The sequence below is a fragment of the Serratia nevei genome, from assembly GCF_037948395.1.
Taxonomy (GTDB): Bacteria; Pseudomonadota; Gammaproteobacteria; order Enterobacterales; family Enterobacteriaceae; genus Serratia; species Serratia nevei.
Window position 1 is genome coordinate 1,230,481 of the sequence record NZ_CP149940.1, and the last position, 19,329, is coordinate 1,249,809.

Genomic DNA, 19,329 nt, shown 5'->3' on the forward strand with positions numbered 1-19,329 from the left:
GGGTGACGATAACACACCTGCCAGAAGCGGCGGATCAGCTTTCCAGCAATCGCTGCAAGAGCACGCCGTTGAGCATCGCGCGTTTGGCCAGGGCGAAAGCGCCGATCGCCGAGCGATGATTGAGTTCGGAGGTCACCACCGGCAGATTTTTGCGGAAGTCCTTCAGCACCTGGGTATTGATGCAGCTCTGGATCGCCGGCAGCAGCACCTTGTCCGCTTCGGTGATCTCACCGGCGATCACCACCTTCTGCGGGTTGAACAGGTTGATGGCGATGGCCACCGCCTTGCCCAGATAGCGACCGACGTGTTCGATCACTTCGCTGGCCAGCAGATCGCCGCGGTTGGCGGCCTTGCAGATGGCGTTGATGCCGCAGTCTTCCAGCGTCAGTTTGCTCGGGTAGCCCTGGCTCAGCAGCTGGCGCACGCGCTGTTCGATCGCCGCGTTGGCGGCTACGGTTTCCAGGCAGCCGAAGTTGCCGCAGTGGCAGCGTTCACCCAGCGGATCGATCTGGATATGGCCGATTTCGCCGACGTTGCCGTTATTGCCGAGAAAAATCTGCCCGTTGACGATGATGCCGGCGCCGGTGCCGCGGTGCAGGCGCACCAGAATAGAGTCTTCGCAGTCGCGGGTAGCGCCGAAGTAGTGCTCCGCCAGCGCCAGGCTGCGGATGTCGTGGCCGACGAAGCTGGTGACGTTGAAGCGCTGCTGCAGGTTGTCGACCAGCGCCCAGTTGCTGACGCTGATGTGCGGCATGTAGCGCACCACGCCCAGCGCCGGATCCACCAGGCCGGGCAGGATCACCGCGATGGCGATCAGCTCGCGCAGGCGGCGCTGGTTTGCTTCGATGAATTGGGCGATGGCGGCGAACAGCGCATTTTCCAGCGTTTCCTGGGTGCGTTCCGGCAGCGGATAGTGTTCTTCGCTGAGCGATTTACCGCTCATGTCATACAGGGTGATGGTGGCGTCGTGGCGGCCGAGACGTACCGCGACGGTATGGAAATGACGGGTTTCCGACACGATGGAGATCGCGCGGCGACCGCCGGTGGAGGCTTGCTGATCGACTTCTTTGATCAGCCCGCGCTCCAGCAGCTGGCGAGTAATTTTGGTGACGCTGGCGGGAGCAAGCTGGCTGAGTTCGGCAATTTGAATGCGCGAGATCGGGCCCTGCTGGTCGATCAGGCGGTAAACTGCCGCGCCGTTAAGCTGTTTGACTAAGTCAACGTTCCCTATTTGTGCTTGTCCGCCAGTGCTCATCAATAATGTTACTCGCTGTTCATTGAATTAAACCTCGTTACCGTTAACGAGCGTTTTGGTGATCTTGAAATCACGGGTGAAGGCGGTCAGGTTAGCCACCTTGCCGGCTTCGATGGTGCCCAGACGCTGCTCGACGCCGATGGCGCGCGCCGGATACAGCGTTGCCATGCGCAGCGCTTCGTCCAGCGCGATGCCGATATGCTCGACGCTGTTTTGCACCGCTTCGATCATGGTCAGTGCGGAACCGCTCAGGGTACCGTTCTCATCCACGCACAGCCCATCCCGATAGTATATTGTTTTACCGGCGAAAATAAATTGGTCAATATCTGCACCTGCCGGTGCGGTCGCGTCGGTGACCAATACCAATTTATCACCTTTCAGGCGTTTGGCGTTACGGATACTCGCCCAGGCCACGTGATGGCCGTCGGCGATGATGCCGGTATAGACCTCCGGCGTATCGAAGATCGCCCCCATCAGCCCAGGTTCGCGGCCGGTGATATACGGCATGGCGTTGTACAGGTGGGTGGCGAAGCTGATGCCGGCGGCGAAGCCGGTGCGCGCCTGATCGTAGGTGGCGTTCGAGTGGCCGGCGGAGACCACGATGCCGGCCTTGGTCAGCTGCTCGATAACGTGCGGCTCAACCATTTCCGGCGCCAGCGTCACCTTGGTGATCACGTCGGCGTTGGCGCACAGGTAATCGATCATGTCCTGAGTTGGCTTGCGAATGAACGCCGGGTTATGGGTGCCTTTTTTCACCGGGCTGAGGTACGGCCCTTCCAGGTGCAGGCCCAGCGCCTGGTTTTGGTGCTTTTTCAGATAAGCGCGCATCACGTCGACGCTGTGCTTCATGAATTCGTCGCTGCTGGTGATCAGCGTCGGCAGATAGCTGGTGCAGCCGGATTTCTCGTTGGCGCGCTGCATAATCTCCAGCGTTTCTTCCGAAATCGCTTCCAGCGAATCGTTGAACTGGACGCCGCCGCAGCCGTTCAGCTGCACGTCGATCAGCCCGGGGGCCAGGATGGCGCCACCCAGGTCGCGCGTTTCGATGCCGGCGGGCAATTCAGCCGCCGGGCAGACTCTCTCGATCAGCCCATCAGCGATAATGACTGCATGGTCATCAAGTACGTCGTGGCCGGTATAGATTCGGCCGTGGGTTAAAGCGAACATCGTAGCCCCCTGCAAAGATTAAAGACTTTTCACGCTTTCCGCTTCTAACTCGCGGAAATATTTAACGGTTTTGACTTTCAGCTCCATGGTGGCCGGCTCGTCGCACACCACCACCGCTTTGGCGTGCAGCTGCAGGCAGCTGATGGTCCACATGTGGTTGATGTTGCCTTCCACCGCGGCTTCCAGCGCCTGCGCCTTGGCGTGGCCGGTCACCAGGATCATCACTTCTTCCGCGTCCAGCAGCGTGCCCACGCCGACGGTCAGCGCATATTTCGGCACCAGGCTGACGTCGCCGCCGAAGAAGCGCGAGTTGGCGATGCGGGTGTCTTCGGTCAGCGTTTTGATGCGGGTGCGTGAAGCCAGGGACGAAGCCGGCTCGTTGAACGCGATATGGCCGTCGATGCCCACGCCGCCCATGAACAGGTTAATTTTGCCGTAAGACTTGATCTTCTCTTCGTACTGGCGGCACTCGGCGTCGACATCCGCGGCGTTGCCGTTCAGCAGGTTGATATTTTCGCGAGGGATATCAACGTGGTCAAAGAAGTTGCGGTACATGAAGGTGTGGTAGCTTTCCGGGTGTTCCTGCGGCAGGCCAACGTACTCGTCCATGTTGAAAGTCACAACATGCTTAAAGCTTACTTCACCTGCTTTGTGCATCGCAATCAGATGTTTGTAGGCTTCCAGCGGCGTGCCGCCGGTGGGCAGGCCGAGGACAAACGGGCGCTCTGCGGTTGGCTTGAATGCGTTGATGCGTTGAACGATATGACGCGCGGCCCATTTGCCGACTTGTGCGGTATCTTTCAGTGGGATAAGTCTCATCTAACACCTCTTGGGATAAGTAAACTAAAGCTATACTGTACGGGCCTGCGGGAGTCCTAAGCGTAACCCAGCTTTATGATTCTCGCGTGAATCGTCCGTTCGGTTGATTTTTTGAATGATAAAATAAGTTTTGTGTGATGGCCAGCAATCTGGGAGGGAAAGACTACTTTTTGGTGATATTTATCACAAAAAGGGAGGTTTTAATTTGCGATACAAAATAAATTTTTTACACTCGGCATGAGTGATACGTGCCAAGCATTGTTTCTAAAAAGGTAGTGAGAGATCCAAATAAACTACTAATAGGGTCCGTCCGCGGACAACATAGGGGGAAAAGGTGAACATTCTTAGTTATTTGCAAAAGGTGGGACGGGCGCTGATGGTGCCGGTCGCCACGCTGCCTGCCGCCGCCATCTTGATGGGCGTCGGGTACTGGATTGACCCTGTTGGTTGGGGCGGCGACAACGCGCTTGCCGCATTATTTATCAAATCCGGTTCAGCCATTATCGATCATATGGCCGTGCTGTTCGCCATCGGTGTGGCCTACGGCATGTCCAAAGACAAGGACGGCTCTGCCGCACTGACCGGCTTCGTCGGTTTCCTGGTGCTGACCACCCTCTGTTCACCGGCCGCCGTGTCGATGATTCAGAAGATCCCCCTCGACCAGGTGCCTGCCGCGTTCGGCAAAATTGAAAACCAGTTCGTCGGTATTCTGGTGGGTATCATCTCCGCCGAAGTGTACAACCGCTTCAGCGGCGTCGAGCTGCCTAAGGCGCTGTCGTTCTTCAGCGGCCGCCGTCTGGTGCCGATCCTCATTTCCTTCCTGATGATCCTGGTCGCTTACATCCTGATGTATGTCTGGCCAGTGGTGTTCGGCGCTCTGGTGAGCTTCGGCGAACACATCCAGAAATTGGGCTCCGTCGGCGCGGGCATCTATGCCTTCTTCAACCGTCTGCTGATCCCGGTCGGCCTGCACCACGCGCTGAACTCGGTGTTCTGGTTCGACGTGGCCGGCATCAACGATATCCCTAACTTCCTTGGCGGCCAGCAGTCGATCGAAGCCGGTAAAGCGGTCGTCGGCATCACCGGCCGTTATCAGGCGGGCTTCTTCCCGATCATGATGTTTGGTCTGCCGGGCGCAGCGCTGGCTATCTATCACTGCGCGCGCCCTGAGAATAAGGCGAAAGTGCTGGGGATCATGATGGCGGGGGCATTCGCTGCCTTCTTTACCGGCATCACCGAACCGCTGGAATTCTCCTTCATGTTTGTGGCGCCGGTGCTGTATGTGCTTCACGCGATCTTGACCGGGATTTCCGTCTTCATCGCCGCCAGCATGCACTGGATTGCCGGTTTCGGCTTCAGCGCCGGTTTGGTGGATATGGTGCTGTCGTCGCGCAACCCGTTGGCGACCCACTGGTACATGCTGATCCCGCAAGGTCTGGTGTTCTTCGTTATCTACTATGTGGTGTTCCGCTTCACCATCAACAAGTTCAACCTGATGACCCCGGGCCGCGAGCTGGCGGTTGCCGGTGACGAAACCGACGGTTATGACGTCAACGTCAACAGCAACGCCGGTAAAGACGAGAACGAAACTACCACGCTGGCCCGTCGCTACGTCGGCGCGATCGGTGGTTCCGACAACCTGACCGGCATCGATGCCTGCATCACTCGCCTGCGTTTGAACGTGAAAGACTCCGCGCTGGTGAACGACGCATTGGCGAAACGCCTCGGCGCATCCGGTGTTATCCGTCTGAACAAGCAGAGCGTGCAAGTGATCGTCGGCACCCGTGCTGAACTTATCGCCAGCGCAATGCGCAACGTGATTGCAGCCGGCCCGGTAGCGGCAGCGGCGGCCCCGGCGGCGGCTCCTGCTGCGGAAGCCAAACCGCAGGCGGTACCGAACGCACCGAAAGTCGCGTTTGAAACGCTGGTGGCGCCGGTGACCGGTGAAGTCGTGGCGCTCGATCAGGTGCCGGACGAAGCTTTCGCCAGCAAGGCGGTAGGTGACGGCCTGGCGATTCGCCCGACCGACAACATCGTCGTGGCGCCGGCGGACGGCACCGTGGTGAAAATCTTCAATACCAACCACGCGTTCTGCCTGGAAACCGACAAGGGCGCCGAGATCGTGGTGCACATGGGGATCGACACCGTCGCGCTGGAAGGCCAGGGCTTCAAACGCCTGGTGGAAGAGGGCGCGGAAGTGAAAGCCGGTCAACCGATTCTGGAACTGGATCTGGATTATCTGAACGCCAACGCGCGTTCGATGATAAGCCCGGTGGTGGTCAGCAACTCTGACGACTACGCCGGCCTGGCGGCGCTGGCCAGCGGCTCTGTCGTCGCCGGTCAGACCAAGCTGTACGAGATCCAAAAGTAAGGCCGTTTTTACCTGAGTAGTACCGGGGGCCGGCCACGCATCATGGCGGAGTTTGCCCCGACTTGGCGGGAAGAGAGCGATCTCTTCCCGCTTTTTTTATTTCGTTTCGCCCCACGGCGGTGCGCTGCGCGCCGACGGTGCAACGCGCCGCATTTTTCGTGAAACAAACGGTTGTTTCCAGACGTGGCTTGTTGGATCATAGGCGGTTATGTGTAGCGCTTTGCATTGAGGAACAGTGAAATGAGTGAGGCTGAAGCCCGCCCAACCAATTTTATCCGTCAGATCGTCGATGAAGATCTGGCGTCGGGGAAACACACGTCGGTACATACCCGCTTCCCGCCGGAGCCTAACGGCTATCTGCATATCGGCCACGCCAAGTCCATCTGCCTGAACTTCGGCATCGCCAAGGACTATCAGGGCCAGTGCAACCTGCGTTTCGATGACACCAACCCGGTGAAAGAAGACATCGAGTTCGTGGAGTCAATCAAGCACGACGTGGAGTGGCTGGGCTTTGAGTGGAGCGGCAACGTTCGTTACTCCTCAGACTATTTCGATCAGCTGCACCAGTATGCGGTTGAGCTGATCACCAAGGGCCTGGCCTACGTCGATGAGCTGTCGCCGGAGCAGATCCGTGAATATCGCGGCACCCTGACCGCGCCGGGCAAAGACAGCCCGTACCGCGGCCGCAGCGTGGAAGAGAACCTGGCGCTGTTCGAGAAGATGCGCAACGGCGAGTTCGCCGAAGGCGCCGCCTGCCTGCGCGCCAAGATCGATATGGCTTCGCCGTTTATCGTGATGCGCGATCCGGTGCTGTACCGCATCAAGTTCGCCGAACACCACCAGACCGGCAATAAATGGTGCATCTATCCGATGTACGATTTCACCCACTGCATTTCCGATGCGCTGGAAGGGATCACCCATTCGCTGTGCACCCTGGAATTCCAGGATAACCGCCGTCTGTATGACTGGGTGCTGGATAACATCACCATTCCTTGCCACCCGCGTCAGTACGAGTTTTCGCGTCTCAACCTCGAATACGCCATCATGTCGAAGCGCAAGCTGCACCAGCTGGTGGCCGAGAAGATCGTCGAAGGCTGGGACGATCCGCGTATGCCGACCGTCTCCGGTCTGCGCCGTCGCGGTTATACCGCCGCCTCGATTCGTGAGTTCTGCCTGCGCATCGGCGTGACCAAGCAAGACAACAACGTCGAGATGGTGGCGCTGGAATCCTGCATCCGCGACGATCTGAACGAGAACGCCCCGCGCGCCATGGCGGTGCTGGATCCGGTGAAAATCGTCATCGAGAACATGGGCGATGCGGTGGAAATGGTCACCATGCCTAACCACCCGAACAAACCGGAAATGGGCAGCCGAGATGTGCCGTTCAGCCGCGAGATCTATATCGATCGCGCCGACTTCCGCGAAGAAGCCAACAAGCAGTACAAGCGTCTGGTGCTGGGCAAGGAAGTGCGTCTGCGCAATGCGTACGTGATCAAGGCCGAGCGCGTCGAGAAGGACGAAGCGGGCGAGATCACCACCCTCTTCTGCAGCTACGATGCGGAAACGCTGAGCAAAGATCCTGCCGACGGCCGCAAGGTGAAGGGCGTGATCCACTGGGTGTCAGCGGCGCACGCGCTGCCGGCGGAAATTCGCCTGTACGATCGCCTGTTCAGCGTGCCTAATCCGGGCGCGGCGGAGGATTTCCTCTCCACCATCAACCCGGAATCGCTGGTCATCAAGCACGGCTTCGTCGAGCCGAGCCTGGCAGCTGCACAGCCGGAGAAAGCCTATCAGTTCGAGCGTGAAGGTTACTTCTGCGCCGACAACCGTCACTCGTCGGCCGAGCATCTGGTGTTTAACCGCACCGTCGGCCTGCGTGACACCTGGGCGAAAATCGAAGGCTAATCTTATTCGCCTCGAAAATTAATGAATCAGCGCGGCTTTAAGCCGCGCTTTTTTATGCCTGCGCTCAGCTCGCGATCTATTCCTCTCTCATTTTATCCGGGGTGCGTTTAATTAATGGCGACGCATTAACCCATTAGTTCTCTTATATTGGTCCTATTAGTCTTCATTTTTTCTTATATATTCGTGATGCGAATTAATTTCATTTGGAGAGCGCTCTCAATTTTTATCGTCTGACTGACGAATTTAGCCAGGCTGAAACCATTAATCGTCTCTGGTTGACCTTGTATCTCAATTTATTTTGATTTAATTGAATTTTTTATTCGACACCCTCTATGATCACCAGCGTAACAAATTCTCACTGATATGTGCTCCTTGTCATACTTTGACAAATCTCCCTCATTTTTCATTTGATAATTCGCGTCGCGAAAAATAGTCTGTCTGTAGCAATTAGTGCTGTGGGAATAACATCTCGTCGGCAATATTTTTTACCCGTTCGGGTTTTTTATTGGCAGTCGTGCAGGGCAGTGGTGAACACAGGCGGCTGCAACTTTTAAGTTAAGTCAAAGAGGAATTTCAATATGGGTACGCACGGTGCTCAGCGTAAAACGCTGGCGCTCGCAGTCGCGGGCGCGCTGTTGGGAACAGGGTTTGCCATGGCGCCTGAGGCGAAAGCCGCAGGGTTTATCGATGATTCCACGCTGACCGGCGGCATTTATTACTGGCAACGTGAGCGCGACCGTAAAGATCTTAATCCGGACAGCAAGGATTACAACCAATACACCACCAACCTGTCGCACTCCACCGCCAACCTGAGCCTGGATTTCGCTTCGGGCTACGCCTGGGACATGTTCGGTCTGGACGTCGGTGCCTTTACCGCCATCGAGCTGGCGGAATCCAGCGCCAGCGGCCACCCGAACGAGATCGCGTTCTCCTCGAAAAACCGTACCTACGACGAAGACTATTCCGGTGACAAAGGCGGCGTCAGCCTGTACAAAGCCGCCGCCAAATTCAAATACGGCCCGGTCTGGGCGCGCGCCGGCTATATTCAGCCGAGCGGCCAAACCCTGCTGGCGCCGCACTGGAGCTTTATGCCGGGCACCTATCAGGGGGCCGAAGCCGGCGCCAAGTTCGACTACGGCGACGCCGGTGCGTTGAGCTTCTCCTACATGTGGACCGATAAATACAAGGCGCCGTGGCATATCGAGATGGACGACTTCCGCCAGAACGATAAGAAAACGCGCGTCTCCTACCTGCACTCGCTGGGCGCCAAGTACGATTTCAAAAACGATCTGGTGCTGGAAGCCGCCTTCGGCCAGGCGCAGGGTTATGTGAATCAATACTTCACCAAGGCGTCTTACAAATTCGATGTGCTCGGCAACCCGCTGACCACCAGTTACCAGTTCTACGGTGCGGAAGACCGCATCAGCGACAAGAACGATCCGAACAGCATCTACGACGGCCTGGCCTGGCTGCAGGCGCTGACCTTCGGTTACACCACCGGGCAGTTCAACTGGCGTCTGGAAGGCACCATGGTCAAGGCGGAAGGCAACCAGGGCTTCTTCCTGCAGCGCATGACCCCGACCTACGCCTCGTCCAACGGTCGTCTGGACGTGTGGTGGGATAACCGCTCCGACTTTAACGCCAACGGTGAGAAAGCGGTGTACGCCGGCGTGATGTATGACCTCAGCAACTGGAACCTGCCGGGCATGGCGGTCGGCGGCTCCTACGTTTACGCCTGGGACGCCAAGCCGAGCACCAACCCGATCTACGATCAGAGCCAGCGCCTGAAGGAAAGCGCCTGGAGCCTGGACGCGATGTACACCATCCAGGAAGGGCGCGCCAAGGGCACCCTGATCAAGCTGCACTACACCCAGTATGACAACCACACCAACATCCCGAGCTGGGGCGGCGGTTACGGCAACATCTTCCAGGACGAGAAAGACGTCAAGTTCATGGTCATCGCGCCATTCACCATCTTCTGATGCGTTCCCCGGCCTCGCCGCCGGGGGCAGTTAAGGGAATTCAACGATGAAAAAAATCATGCTGATGTTGGCGGCCGCCGCGGCCTTGAGCGCCTGTGCGCAACCCGCCGCACCGCCGGAAGATGCCAAATTGAAGCAGGCTTACAGCGCCTGCATCAACACCGCCGAAGGTTCGCCGGAGCGTCTGCAACCCTGTAAGGCGGTGCTGAACGTGCTGAAACAAGAGAAGCAGCACCAGCAGTTCGCCGCGCAGGAAACGGTGCGGGTGATGGATTATCAGAACTGCATTATGGCGGTGCACAGCGGTAACGGTCAGGCTTACGACGCCAAGTGCGGCAAGCTGTGGCAAGAAATTCGCGATAACAATAATTAAGAAGGACAAGAACATGAACGCATTCAAACTGAGCGCATTAGCCGCGTTGACGGCAACGATGGGATTTCTGGGCGGCATGGGAAACGCCATGGCCGATCAACAGCTGGTGGATCAGCTGAGCCAGCTGAAGCTGAACGTAAAAATGCTGGATAACCGCGCCGGCGAAAACGGCGTGGATTGCGCGGCGCTGGGCGCCGACTGGGCCTCATGCAACCGGGTGTTGTTCACCCTCAGCAACGACGGCCAGGCGATCGACGGTAAAGACTGGGTCATCTATTTCCACAGCCCGCGCCAGACCCTGCGGGTAGACAACGACCAGTTCAAGATTGCTCACCTCACCGGCGATCTGTACAAGCTGGAGCCGACCGCCAAATTCAGCGGCTTCCCGGCCGGTAAGGCGGTGGAAATCCCGGTGGTCGCCGAATATTGGCAGCTGTTCAGAAACGACTTCCTGCCGCGCTGGTATGCCACGTCCGGCGACGCCAAGCCGAAAATGCTGGCGAATACCGACACCGAAAACCTGGACCAGTTTGTGGCGCCGTTCACCGGCGACCAGTGGAAGCGCACCAAGGACGACAAAAACATTCTGATGACGCCGGCTTCGCGCTTTGTCAGCAATGCCGATCTGCAGACGCTGCCTGCCGGCGCGCTGCGCGGCCAGATCGTGCCGACGCCGATGCAGGTGAAGGTTCACGCGCAGGACGTCGATTTGCGCAAAGGGGTATCGCCGGATCTAAGCACGCTGGTCAAGCCGGCGGCGGACGTCGTCAACCAGCGCTTCGCGCTGCTGGGCGTGCCGGTTCAGGCCAACGGCTATCCGATCAAGACCGACATCCAGCCGGGCAAGTTTAAAGGCGCGATGGCGGTGCCGGGCGCCTATGAGCTGAAAATCGGCAAGAAAGAGGCGCGGGTGATCGGCTTCGATCAGGCCGGGGTGTTCTACGGGCTGCAGTCGATCCTGTCGTTAGTGCCGAGCGACGGCAGCGGCAAGATCGCCACGCTGGACGCCAGCGATGCGCCGCGCTTCCAGTATCGCGGCATTTTCCTCGACGTAGCGCGCAACTTCCATAAGAAGGACGCGGTGCTGCGCCTGTTGGATCAAATGGCGGCCTACAAGCTCAACAAATTCCACTTCCACCTGAGCGATGACGAAGGCTGGCGCATCGAGATCCCCGGTTTGCCTGAGCTGACGGAGGTCGGCGGCCAGCGCTGCCACGATCTGAGCGAAACCACCTGTCTGCTGCCGCAGTACGGCCAGGGGCCGGACGTCTACGGCGGCTTCTTCAGCCGTCAGGACTATATCGACATCATCAAATACGCCCAGGCACGCCAGATTGAAGTGATCCCGGAGATCGACATGCCGGCACACGCCCGCGCCGCGGTGGTCTCGATGGAAGCGCGCTATAAAAAGCTGCATGCCGCCGGGAAAGAGCAAGAGGCCAACGAATTCCGCCTGGTGGATCCGACCGATACCTCCAACACCACCTCCGTGCAGTTCTTTAACCGCCAGAGCTACCTGAACCCGTGCCTGGATTCTTCCCAGCGTTTTGTCGACAAGGTGATCGGCGAGATCGCCCAGATGCATAAAGAGGCCGGCCAGCCGATCAAGACCTGGCACTTCGGCGGCGACGAAGCGAAAAACATTCGCCTGGGCGCCGGCTACACCGACAAGGCGAAACCGGAGCCGGGCAAAGGCATCATCGATCAGAGCAACGAAGACAAGCCGTGGGCCAAGTCGCAGGTGTGCCAGACGATGATCAAAGAAGGCAAGGTGGCCGACATGGAGCATCTGCCGAGCTACTTCGGCCAAGAGGTCAGCAAGCTGGTGAAGGCGCACGGCATCGACAGAATGCAGGCTTGGCAGGATGGCTTGAAAGACGCCGAGAACGCGAAGGCGTTCGCCACCTCGCGCGTGGGCGTCAACTTCTGGGATACCCTGTACTGGGGCGGTTTCGATAGCGTCAACGACTGGGCCAACAAAGGGTATGAAGTGGTGGTTTCCAACCCGGACTACGTCTACATGGACTTCCCTTACGAGGTGAACCCGGACGAGCGCGGTTACTACTGGGGTACCCGCTTCAGCGACGAGCGCAAGGTGTTCAGCTTCGCGCCGGATAACATGCCGCAGAACGCGGAAACTTCGGTCGACCGCGACGGCAACCACTTCAACGCCAAGAGCGACAAGCCGTGGCCGGGCGCCTACGGGCTGTCCGCTCAGCTGTGGAGCGAAACCCAGCGCACCGATCCGCAGATGGAATACATGATTTTCCCACGCGCGCTGTCGGTGGCTGAACGCGCCTGGCACCGCGCCGGTTGGGAGCAGGACTACCGCGCCGGCCGCGAATACAAAGGCGGGGAAACCCACTTTGTCGATACCAAGACGCTGGAGAAAGACTGGCTGCGCTTCGCCAATATCCTGGGGCAGCGTGAACTGGCCAAGCTGGACAAAGGTGGCGTCGCTTACCGTCTGCCGGTGCCGGGCGCACGCGTAGCGGGCGGCAAGCTGGAGGCGAATATCGCGCTGCCGGGATTGGGCATCGAGTACTCCACCGACGGCGGCAAGCAGTGGCAGCGCTATGACGCCAAGGCCAAGCCTGCGGTGTCCGGTGAGGTGCAGGTGCGTTCGGTTAGCCCGGACGGCAAGCGCTACAGCCGCGCCGAGAAGGTCTAAGCCCGGTGCAACGGCCTGCTGCCCTGGCGGCGGCCGTATAACGAAGGGGGAATGCGTTCGCCCGCGCGTGTCGGCGTAGGGCGGACGTTGTAGTGAGAGTAGTACGTGGAGTAGCAGTGCCGCTGCAATTGTGATATTTCATGACATGATTTTCCCCCGGCTTGTCCGGGGATTTTTTTGCCCTTTGCACGGCAGGCATAAAAAAACCGCCTCTGCGTGAGGCGGTTTTTCATAGCCGGTCAGGCTTATTTCTTGTCGTGCAGCGTTTCGTCTTCGCGACAGTCACCGGTTTCACAGTGGCCGTACAGGTACAGGCTGTGGTTGGTGAGCTTGATGCCGTGCTGCTTGGCGATGTCACGCTGGCGCACTTCGATGGATTCGTCGCTGAATTCGATCACTTTGCCGCAGTCCAGGCAAATCAGGTGATCGTGGTGATGCTGTTGGGTCAGCTCGAACACGGACTTGCCGCCTTCGAAATTGTGACGTGTCACAATGCCCGCATCGTCAAACTGGTTCAGTACGCGATAAACCGTTGCCAGCCCGATCTCTTCGCCCATATCAATCAGTTTTTTGTACAAATCTTCCGCACTGACGTGATGGCATTCCGGATTTTGCAGTACTTCCAGGATTTTGAGTCGCGGAAGCGTGACTTTTAAGCCGGCCTTCTTCAATGCGATGTTGTTGTCGGTCATGCGAATTCAGTCCTGTTACTATGCTAATCAAGTTGAGGCGTACTCGCCTGTGGCATCGGTCGGCACAAAGAGTTAATGCGTCTCATTATAGAACCGGTTGTACTAAATGGAAACCGCCGGTTGTTAACAAAGATATAATTGCACTATTGCATGTTTTGCATGCAACGCCTTGATGGATGGGATAAACCGATATCTCAGTCTACCGTGACGGGGTGGGAAGTTACAAATCTGTAGCTTCTATCGCAGCAATCCCTGCTGCCGATGACGGCCCTGTGGGCACACTATGCACTTTACAGGGCCTTTGTTCAACCTTTCGCCAGTGCCGGGGCTTAGCCGACGATATCGGCCAGGCTCAGCTCTTCGACGATTTGTTTGACCCAGGCGTCCACGCGCTCGTTGGTCAGCTCAGGCTGACGGTCTTCGTCGATCGCCAGACCGATGAAGTGGTTGTCGTCCGCCAGGCCTTTGGAGGCCTCGAAGTGGTAGCCTTTGGTCGGCCAGTGGCCCACGATGGCCGCGCCACGCGGTTCGATGATGTCGCGGATGGTGCCCATCGCGTCACAGAAGTATTCCGCGTAGTCTTCCTGGTCGCCGCAGCCGAACAGCGCCACCAGTTTGCCGTTGAAGTCGACTTCTTCCAGCGTCGGGAAGAAATCATCCCAGTCACACTGCGCTTCACCGTAGTACCAGGTCGGGATACCCAGCAGCAGGATATCGAACCCTTCCAGGTCTTCTTTGCTGCTTTTAGCGATGTCATGCACTTCAGAGACGTCGTCGCCAAACTGTTTCTGGAGAATTTTCTGGATCATTTTGGCAATGTTTTCGGTATTGCCAGTGTCGCTGCCAAAGAAAATGCCTACAGTAGCCATATCGCGTATAACCTTTAAATTCAAGTAATTGCATTACTCGACGCCGGCACTGCCGCCGCTGACGCCGATTAAAATGATGCCATGGCAAGAGCCTTTCGCCTCCGGGGCGGGCGCCGACAGGCGCAGTCTCTTACCGGTAAATGCGTATCATGCCAGAAAGTGGCGCCGGGGTTTTATCGCATTTATGCGATGCCGGAGAATGAAGAAAAGCGTGGTCGATCCGGCGTTGTCCTTAACGCCGCGCCGCGCGTGCGGCCGAAGAGATCAATGTTCCGGCTGTTCTTCCGCCAGTTGTGCCAACAGCATCTGCTCGATGAGTTCGCTGCGGCTGATGTTGCGCTGTTCCGCCAGTTTGTTCAGGGCGTCCACCGCATCCGCGTTGATTTTCAGCTCTACGCGCCGCAATCCACGCACTTTATCGCGCCGTAACTGATTGCGCTTATTGATTCTAAGCTGTTCATCGCGGGAAAGCGGGTTGGTTTTCGGGCGCCCCGGACGGCGTTCATCTGCGAACAGATCCAGCGTCGTGCGATCCGTTTGTTCTTTTGCCATAGGTAGCGGTACTGCAAGGGAGTTTGCATCAAAAAGCGCTCGCACGCTTCCGGAGGCATCGGTTAACACACTTCGGGCCAATAAACCCTAACCCAAATTCACCCCCGAACCGGCGTTCGCGAACGCGCTGGCGCGGTGGCAAAATTATAGCGCGCCATATTACCCCAGCAGATGGAGCGACGACAATGCCTAACTGCGGGCTAAACGCGCTAAGCCGTTATCTTTAGCGCGTTTTTTCGCCAGGTGAGTGCGTTTTTCAGGCTTCGTCGAGGAAACGGTGAATGGCGCGCAGCACCGCTTCCGGTTTTTCGGCGTGCACCCAATGGCCGGTGCCGGCGACGACGTGCGCGCGGGCCTGCGGGAACTGGCGGGCGATGTCCGCACGGTAGCTGTCCTGCACGTACGGCGACAGGCCGCCGCGAATGAACAGGGTCGGATGCGGCCAGGCCGGGACTTCCTGCCAGCCGGTGATGTCTTCGTAGCGTTCGATCAGCACCGGCAGGTTGAAGCGCCATTCGCCGTTGTGGAAGGACTTCAGCAGGAACTGGATCACGCCTTCTTCCTGCAGGTAGTCGCGCATCAGCTGGGCAGCCGCCTGGCGCTGGGTGATGCCGGCGGCGCTGACGGCCTTCAGCGCGGCGAAGATCTCGTCGTGGCGGCGGGTCTGGTAATTCACCGGCGCGACGTCGATGACGATCAGCCTGGCGACGCGCTCGGGCGCGATGGCGGTCAGCGCCATCGCCGCTTTGCCGCCCATCGAATGGCCGATGACGATCGCTTTTTCCAGCTGCAGTTCGTCGAGCAGCGCCAGCAGATCCTGCGCCATGGCGGGGTAGTTCATGTCGTCGGCGCGCGGGGAGAGGCCGTGGTTGCGCAGATCGACCTTGATCACCGTGTGCTGTTTATGCAGATCGCGCGCCAGCACGCCCAGGTTGTCCAGATTGCCGAACAGCCCGTGGATCAGCAGCACCGGCAGCGCGTCTGACTCGGCGGCCAGCAGTTGATAATGTAATTTCATGGCGAAGTTCATACTGAGAGAGATTCAGATTAGGGTATCATGATTGAATCGCACGATGAATCATGCGGAATTTTCGCGGCGCGGGCTTGGCAGTGCCGGCTATAGGTATTAGTCTGCATTTTCCGTCCGGAGGCACATTGTTGTGTTCGCCCCAGCGCTTTTAACCTTATAATCCCATGGCTTGAATGCAGGATCTGGCTTCAGGTTCTAAGTAGAAAAAACAGTATTGGATAAAGATGAAAACTATTGAAGTCGACGAAGAGCTTTACCGTTATATTGCCAGCCACACGCAACACATCGGTGAAAGCGCGTCCGATATTTTACGCCGCATGTTGAAATTCACCGCCGGGCAACCGGTGCGCGCGTTGCCTGCCGCCAGTGCGCCGCAGTCCGTCGAGCTGGAAAAAACGGCGCCGGCGCAGCGTCCGCGCGATCGCGTGCGCGCCATGCGCGAGCTGCTGTTGTCGGATGAATATGCCGAGCAGAACAAAGCGGTCAACCGTTTCATGCTGGTGCTGTCCACCCTGTATACCCTCGATGCCGCCGGTTTCGCCGCCGCCACCGAGGCGTTGACCGGCCGTACCCGCACCTATTTCGCCGGCGATCAGCAGACCTTGCTGGCCAACGGCACGCATACCAAGCCGAAGCATGTACCGGGCACCCCTTACTGGGTGATCACCAATACCAATACCGGCCGCAAACGCAGCATGATTGAACACATCATGCAGGCCATGCAGTTCCCGGCGGAACTGATCGAGAAAGTTTGCGGTACCGTCTAATTTAGCGAACAGCCCGTCATGATGGCCGTGCGCGACGTATTTGCCCGGTCACCGACAGGGATGAGGGAGATATGTCGATGGCGAATAATCCACGTGCCGGGCAGCCCGCCCGCCAAAGCGATCTGATCAACGTAGCCCAGCTGACGTCGCAGTACTATGTGCTGCAACCGGAAGCCGGCAATCCCGCACATGCAGTGAAGTTTGGCACCTCCGGCCACCGCGGCAGCGCGCAGCGCCACAGCTTCAACGAAGCGCACATCCTCGCCATCGCTCAGGCGATCGCCGAAGTTCGTCATCAGCAGGGCACCACCGGCCCGTGCTACGTGGGCAAAGACACCCATGCGCTGTCCGAGCCAGCCTTCATTTCCGTGCTGGAAGTGCTGACCGCCAACGGCGTCGATGTGATCGTGCAGGAAAACAACGGCTTCACGCCAACGCCGGCGGTATCGCACGCCATTCTGTGCCACAACCGCCGTGGCGGCGCGCAGGCTGACGGCATCGTCATTACGCCGTCCCATAACCCACCGGAAGACGGCGGCATCAAGTACAACCCGCCGAACGGCGGCCCGGCCGACACCAACCTGACGTCGGTGATCGAAAAGCGCGCCAACGAACTGCTGGCGCAACAGTTGAAAGGCGTTCAGCGCCAGTCGCTGGACAAGGCCTGGAACAGCGGCCACCTGCACGCCAAAGACCTGGTGCAGCCTTATGTCGAAGGCCTGGTTGAGGTGGTCGACATGCCGGCCATCCAACGCGCCGGCCTGAAACTGGGCGTGGATCCGCTTGGCGGTTCCGGCATCGCCTATTGGCAGCGCGTGGCGGAGCACTACAAGCTGGATCTGACGCTGGTGAACGATTCCATCGATCAGACCTTCCGCTTTATGCACCTGGACCACGACGGCATCATCCGCATGGACTGTTCGTCCGAGTCGGCGATGGCCGGCCTGCTGGCGCTGCGCGACAAATTCGATCTGGCGTTCGCCAACGATCCGGATTACGACCGCCACGGCATCGTCACGCCGAAGGGCCTGATGAACCCGAACCATTATCTGGCGGTAGCCATCAACTACCTGTTCCAGCATCGCCCGCAGTGGGGCGCTGATGTCGCAGTCGGTAAAACGCTGGTGTCCAGCGCGATGATCGACCGCGTGGTGGCCGACCTGGGCCGCAAGCTGGTGGAAGTGCCGGTCGGCTTCAAGTGGTTCGTGGACGGCCTGTTCGACGGTAGCCTGGGCTTCGGCGGCGAAGAGAGCGCCGGGGCCTCGTTCCTGCGCTTCAACGGCAAACCGTGGTCGACGGACAAAGACGGTATCATCATGTGCCTGCTGGCGGCTGAAATCACCGCGGTAACCGGTGAAAACCCGCAGCATCACTATGACGATCTGGCCAAACGCTTTGGTGCACCAAGCTACAACCGCATCCAGGCGCCAGCGACTGCGGCGCAAAAAGCGGCGCTGTCCAAGCTGTCGCCGGAGATGGTCAAGGCCAATACCCTGGCGGGCGACCCGATCACCGCCCGTCTGACTGCGGCACCGGGCAACGGCGCGTCGATTGGCGGCCTGAAAGTGATGACCGACAACGGCTGGTTCGCGGCCCGTCCTTCCGGTACCGAAGACGCATACAAGATCTACTGCGAGAGCTTCCTTGGGGCGGAACACCGCGAGAAAATCGAGCACGAAGCGGTCGAGATCGTTAGCGAAGTGCTGGCTTCCGCCAAGTAATCGCTTTTCTTGATTGATAAAAAGCGCTGTTTTTACAGCGCTTTTTTTATGCCTGCAATTTAGATATATCTTTTTATCGGCGCACGCTTGCGCATTTAGATATATCGATCTAGATTAGCGTTATCGACGCTGTTTAGATATATCTAAACAACCTTGTATTGATGTTCACTGTTAAAGCGAGGTATCACCCTATGTTTCATCGATTAGGTTTACACCGGCATCACCACCATCATGAATGCGAAGAGGGCCGCCGTCATCGCGGTGGGCGCCATCACTTCGGCGGCGAAGGCGAAGAGCACGGCCGGGGTGGGCGCGGCGGCCGGGGCGGGCGTCACCGTCTGTTCGAGCACGGCGATCTGCGTCTGGTACTGCTGGCGCTGGTGGCGCGCAAGCCCAGCCACGGCTATGAGCTGATCAAGGCGATTGAGGAGGCGTCATCCGGCCTGTACGTGCCGAGCCCGGGGGTGATTTACCCCACGCTGACGCTGCTGGAAGAGCAGGATTTCCTTGAGCCGCTCACCACCGGCAACGGCCGCAAAAGCTACCGCATCACCGCCGCGGGCGAGGGCGAGCTGCAAAAGCATCAACAGGTGGTTGACGTCATTCTGGCGCGTCTGGCGGGCGCCGGCCGCGAGCATCATCGGCACGGCAATCTGGCGGAAGGCATCTACGACGCCATGAACCGCCTGCGCAGCCTGCTGCGCGGCAACGTGATGCGCGCCGATCTCACGCCGCAGCAGGTGGAGCGCATCAACGCCGCGTTGCTGACCGCCGTGGCGGCGATCGAAAGCGAAATGCATATTCAACCCACGCAGCAGGAGAAGAACTGATGCCCGGCCACCGTTTTACTATTACCGTTGAAGCCCTGAGCGATCGCCAGGGCAATCCCGTCGAGAAAGCGCCGCTGAGTTTTGAAGTGACCAACCACGACGATATTCTCGATATCGTCGAACGCATCCGGGCGCGTGACGATCTGAACTTCGGCCCCGAGCAGAGCGCGGCCTTCGCCGTAGGCTTGAAGCTGTTCTCCGAAGTGATGATCGAAAACCGCAAACACCCGGTGTTCGCTCCGCTGCGCGATGCGTTTAAAGAATTTATGGTCGGATTGAAGAAGGGGCCGGCGGCGTAAAGGCGCGGCAAACCGCGCCCTCCGGG

The 19,329-nt window shown here is 58.6% G+C and carries 16 protein-coding genes; 9 read left to right on the top strand and 7 right to left on the bottom strand.

Annotated features, from left to right (window positions below; translation table 11 throughout):
• Positions 1 to 34: 34 nt before the first annotated feature.
• The 3 genes from nagC to nagB are packed head-to-tail and all read right to left on the bottom strand — an operon-like array spanning position 35 to position 3,241.
• A complete protein-coding gene (gene nagC / locus V8N38_RS05785) occupies positions 35 to 1,255 on the bottom strand; it encodes a DNA-binding transcriptional regulator NagC (protein WP_004939956.1) in 1,221 nt (406 codons plus the stop codon).
• Positions 1,256 to 1,282: 27 nt separating this feature from the next.
• Positions 1,283 to 2,422, bottom strand: coding sequence for an N-acetylglucosamine-6-phosphate deacetylase (gene nagA, locus V8N38_RS05790; RefSeq protein WP_060440516.1), 1,140 nt, complete (start codon positions 2,420 to 2,422; stop codon positions 1,283 to 1,285).
• An 18-nt stretch (positions 2,423 to 2,440) separates the two neighbouring features.
• The gene (gene nagB / locus V8N38_RS05795; RefSeq protein ID WP_004939952.1) at positions 2,441 to 3,241 is read right to left on the bottom strand and encodes a glucosamine-6-phosphate deaminase; all 801 of its coding nucleotides are present in this window, start codon (positions 3,239 to 3,241) and stop codon (positions 2,441 to 2,443) included.
• 334 nt (positions 3,242 to 3,575) lie between these two features.
• Here nagB and nagE point away from each other — a divergent pair, with 334 nt between their 5' ends.
• The 5 genes from nagE to V8N38_RS05820 all read left to right on the top strand — a co-directional run bounded on the left by nagE (position 3,576) and on the right by V8N38_RS05820 (position 12,543).
• Positions 3,576 to 5,612: an N-acetylglucosamine-specific PTS transporter subunit IIBC gene (gene nagE, locus V8N38_RS05800; protein WP_060423598.1), complete on the top strand. Its 2,037-nt coding sequence runs from the start codon at positions 3,576 to 3,578 to the stop codon at positions 5,610 to 5,612.
• Between the two features lie 240 nt (positions 5,613 to 5,852).
• Positions 5,853 to 7,517, top strand: a complete 1,665-nt coding sequence (glnS, locus tag V8N38_RS05805; protein WP_147839425.1) for a glutamine--tRNA ligase — start codon at positions 5,853 to 5,855, stop codon at positions 7,515 to 7,517.
• Between the two features lie 578 nt (positions 7,518 to 8,095).
• Entirely contained in the window at positions 8,096 to 9,499 is a 1,404-nt protein-coding gene (gene chiP, locus V8N38_RS05810) for a chitoporin ChiP (protein WP_038877490.1), read from the top strand.
• 46 nt (positions 9,500 to 9,545) lie between these two features.
• Positions 9,546 to 9,872 carry a ChiQ/YbfN family lipoprotein gene (gene chiQ / locus V8N38_RS05815; protein ID WP_004939944.1) on the top strand — a complete coding sequence of 109 codons (327 nt, stop codon included), beginning with the start codon at positions 9,546 to 9,548 and terminating at the stop codon, positions 9,870 to 9,872.
• 13 nt (positions 9,873 to 9,885) lie between these two features.
• The gene (locus tag V8N38_RS05820; RefSeq protein WP_060423601.1) at positions 9,886 to 12,543 is read left to right on the top strand and encodes a beta-N-acetylhexosaminidase; all 2,658 of its coding nucleotides are present in this window, start codon (positions 9,886 to 9,888) and stop codon (positions 12,541 to 12,543) included.
• A gap of 245 nt (positions 12,544 to 12,788) precedes the next feature.
• Here V8N38_RS05820 and fur read toward each other — a convergent pair whose 3' ends face one another.
• From fur to ybfF, 4 genes are all read right to left on the bottom strand, one after another.
• Positions 12,789 to 13,235: a ferric iron uptake transcriptional regulator gene (gene fur, locus V8N38_RS05825; RefSeq protein ID WP_019454058.1), complete on the bottom strand. Its 447-nt coding sequence runs from the start codon at positions 13,233 to 13,235 to the stop codon at positions 12,789 to 12,791.
• Between the two features lie 329 nt (positions 13,236 to 13,564).
• Positions 13,565 to 14,104, bottom strand: a complete 540-nt coding sequence (gene fldA, locus V8N38_RS05830; protein ID WP_004939938.1) for a flavodoxin FldA — start codon at positions 14,102 to 14,104, stop codon at positions 13,565 to 13,567.
• 264 nt (positions 14,105 to 14,368) lie between these two features.
• Positions 14,369 to 14,656 carry a LexA regulated protein gene (gene ybfE, locus V8N38_RS05835; RefSeq protein ID WP_004939936.1) on the bottom strand — a complete coding sequence of 96 codons (288 nt, stop codon included), beginning with the start codon at positions 14,654 to 14,656 and terminating at the stop codon, positions 14,369 to 14,371.
• A 256-nt stretch (positions 14,657 to 14,912) separates the two neighbouring features.
• Complete coding sequence (gene ybfF, locus V8N38_RS05840) at positions 14,913 to 15,686, bottom strand: esterase (RefSeq protein ID WP_080432951.1); 774 nt, start codon at positions 15,684 to 15,686, stop codon at positions 14,913 to 14,915.
• A 224-nt stretch (positions 15,687 to 15,910) separates the two neighbouring features.
• Between ybfF and seqA the strand changes: the two genes are divergently transcribed.
• From seqA to V8N38_RS05860, 4 genes are all read left to right on the top strand, one after another.
• A complete protein-coding gene (gene seqA, locus V8N38_RS05845) occupies positions 15,911 to 16,453 on the top strand; it encodes a replication initiation negative regulator SeqA (RefSeq protein WP_049201976.1) in 543 nt (180 codons plus the stop codon).
• Between the two features lie 77 nt (positions 16,454 to 16,530).
• Positions 16,531 to 18,174, top strand: a complete 1,644-nt coding sequence (pgm, locus tag V8N38_RS05850) for a phosphoglucomutase (alpha-D-glucose-1,6-bisphosphate-dependent) (RefSeq protein ID WP_055311938.1) — start codon at positions 16,531 to 16,533, stop codon at positions 18,172 to 18,174.
• Positions 18,175 to 18,365: 191 nt separating this feature from the next.
• Positions 18,366 to 19,004: a PadR family transcriptional regulator gene (locus V8N38_RS05855; protein ID WP_060423604.1), complete on the top strand. Its 639-nt coding sequence runs from the start codon at positions 18,366 to 18,368 to the stop codon at positions 19,002 to 19,004.
• Positions 19,004 to 19,303 carry a DUF3861 domain-containing protein gene (locus V8N38_RS05860; protein WP_038877504.1) on the top strand — a complete coding sequence of 100 codons (300 nt, stop codon included), beginning with the start codon at positions 19,004 to 19,006 and terminating at the stop codon, positions 19,301 to 19,303. The genes V8N38_RS05855 and V8N38_RS05860 overlap by 1 nt, the downstream gene beginning before the upstream one ends.
• The last annotated feature ends 26 nt before the right edge of the window (positions 19,304 to 19,329 follow it).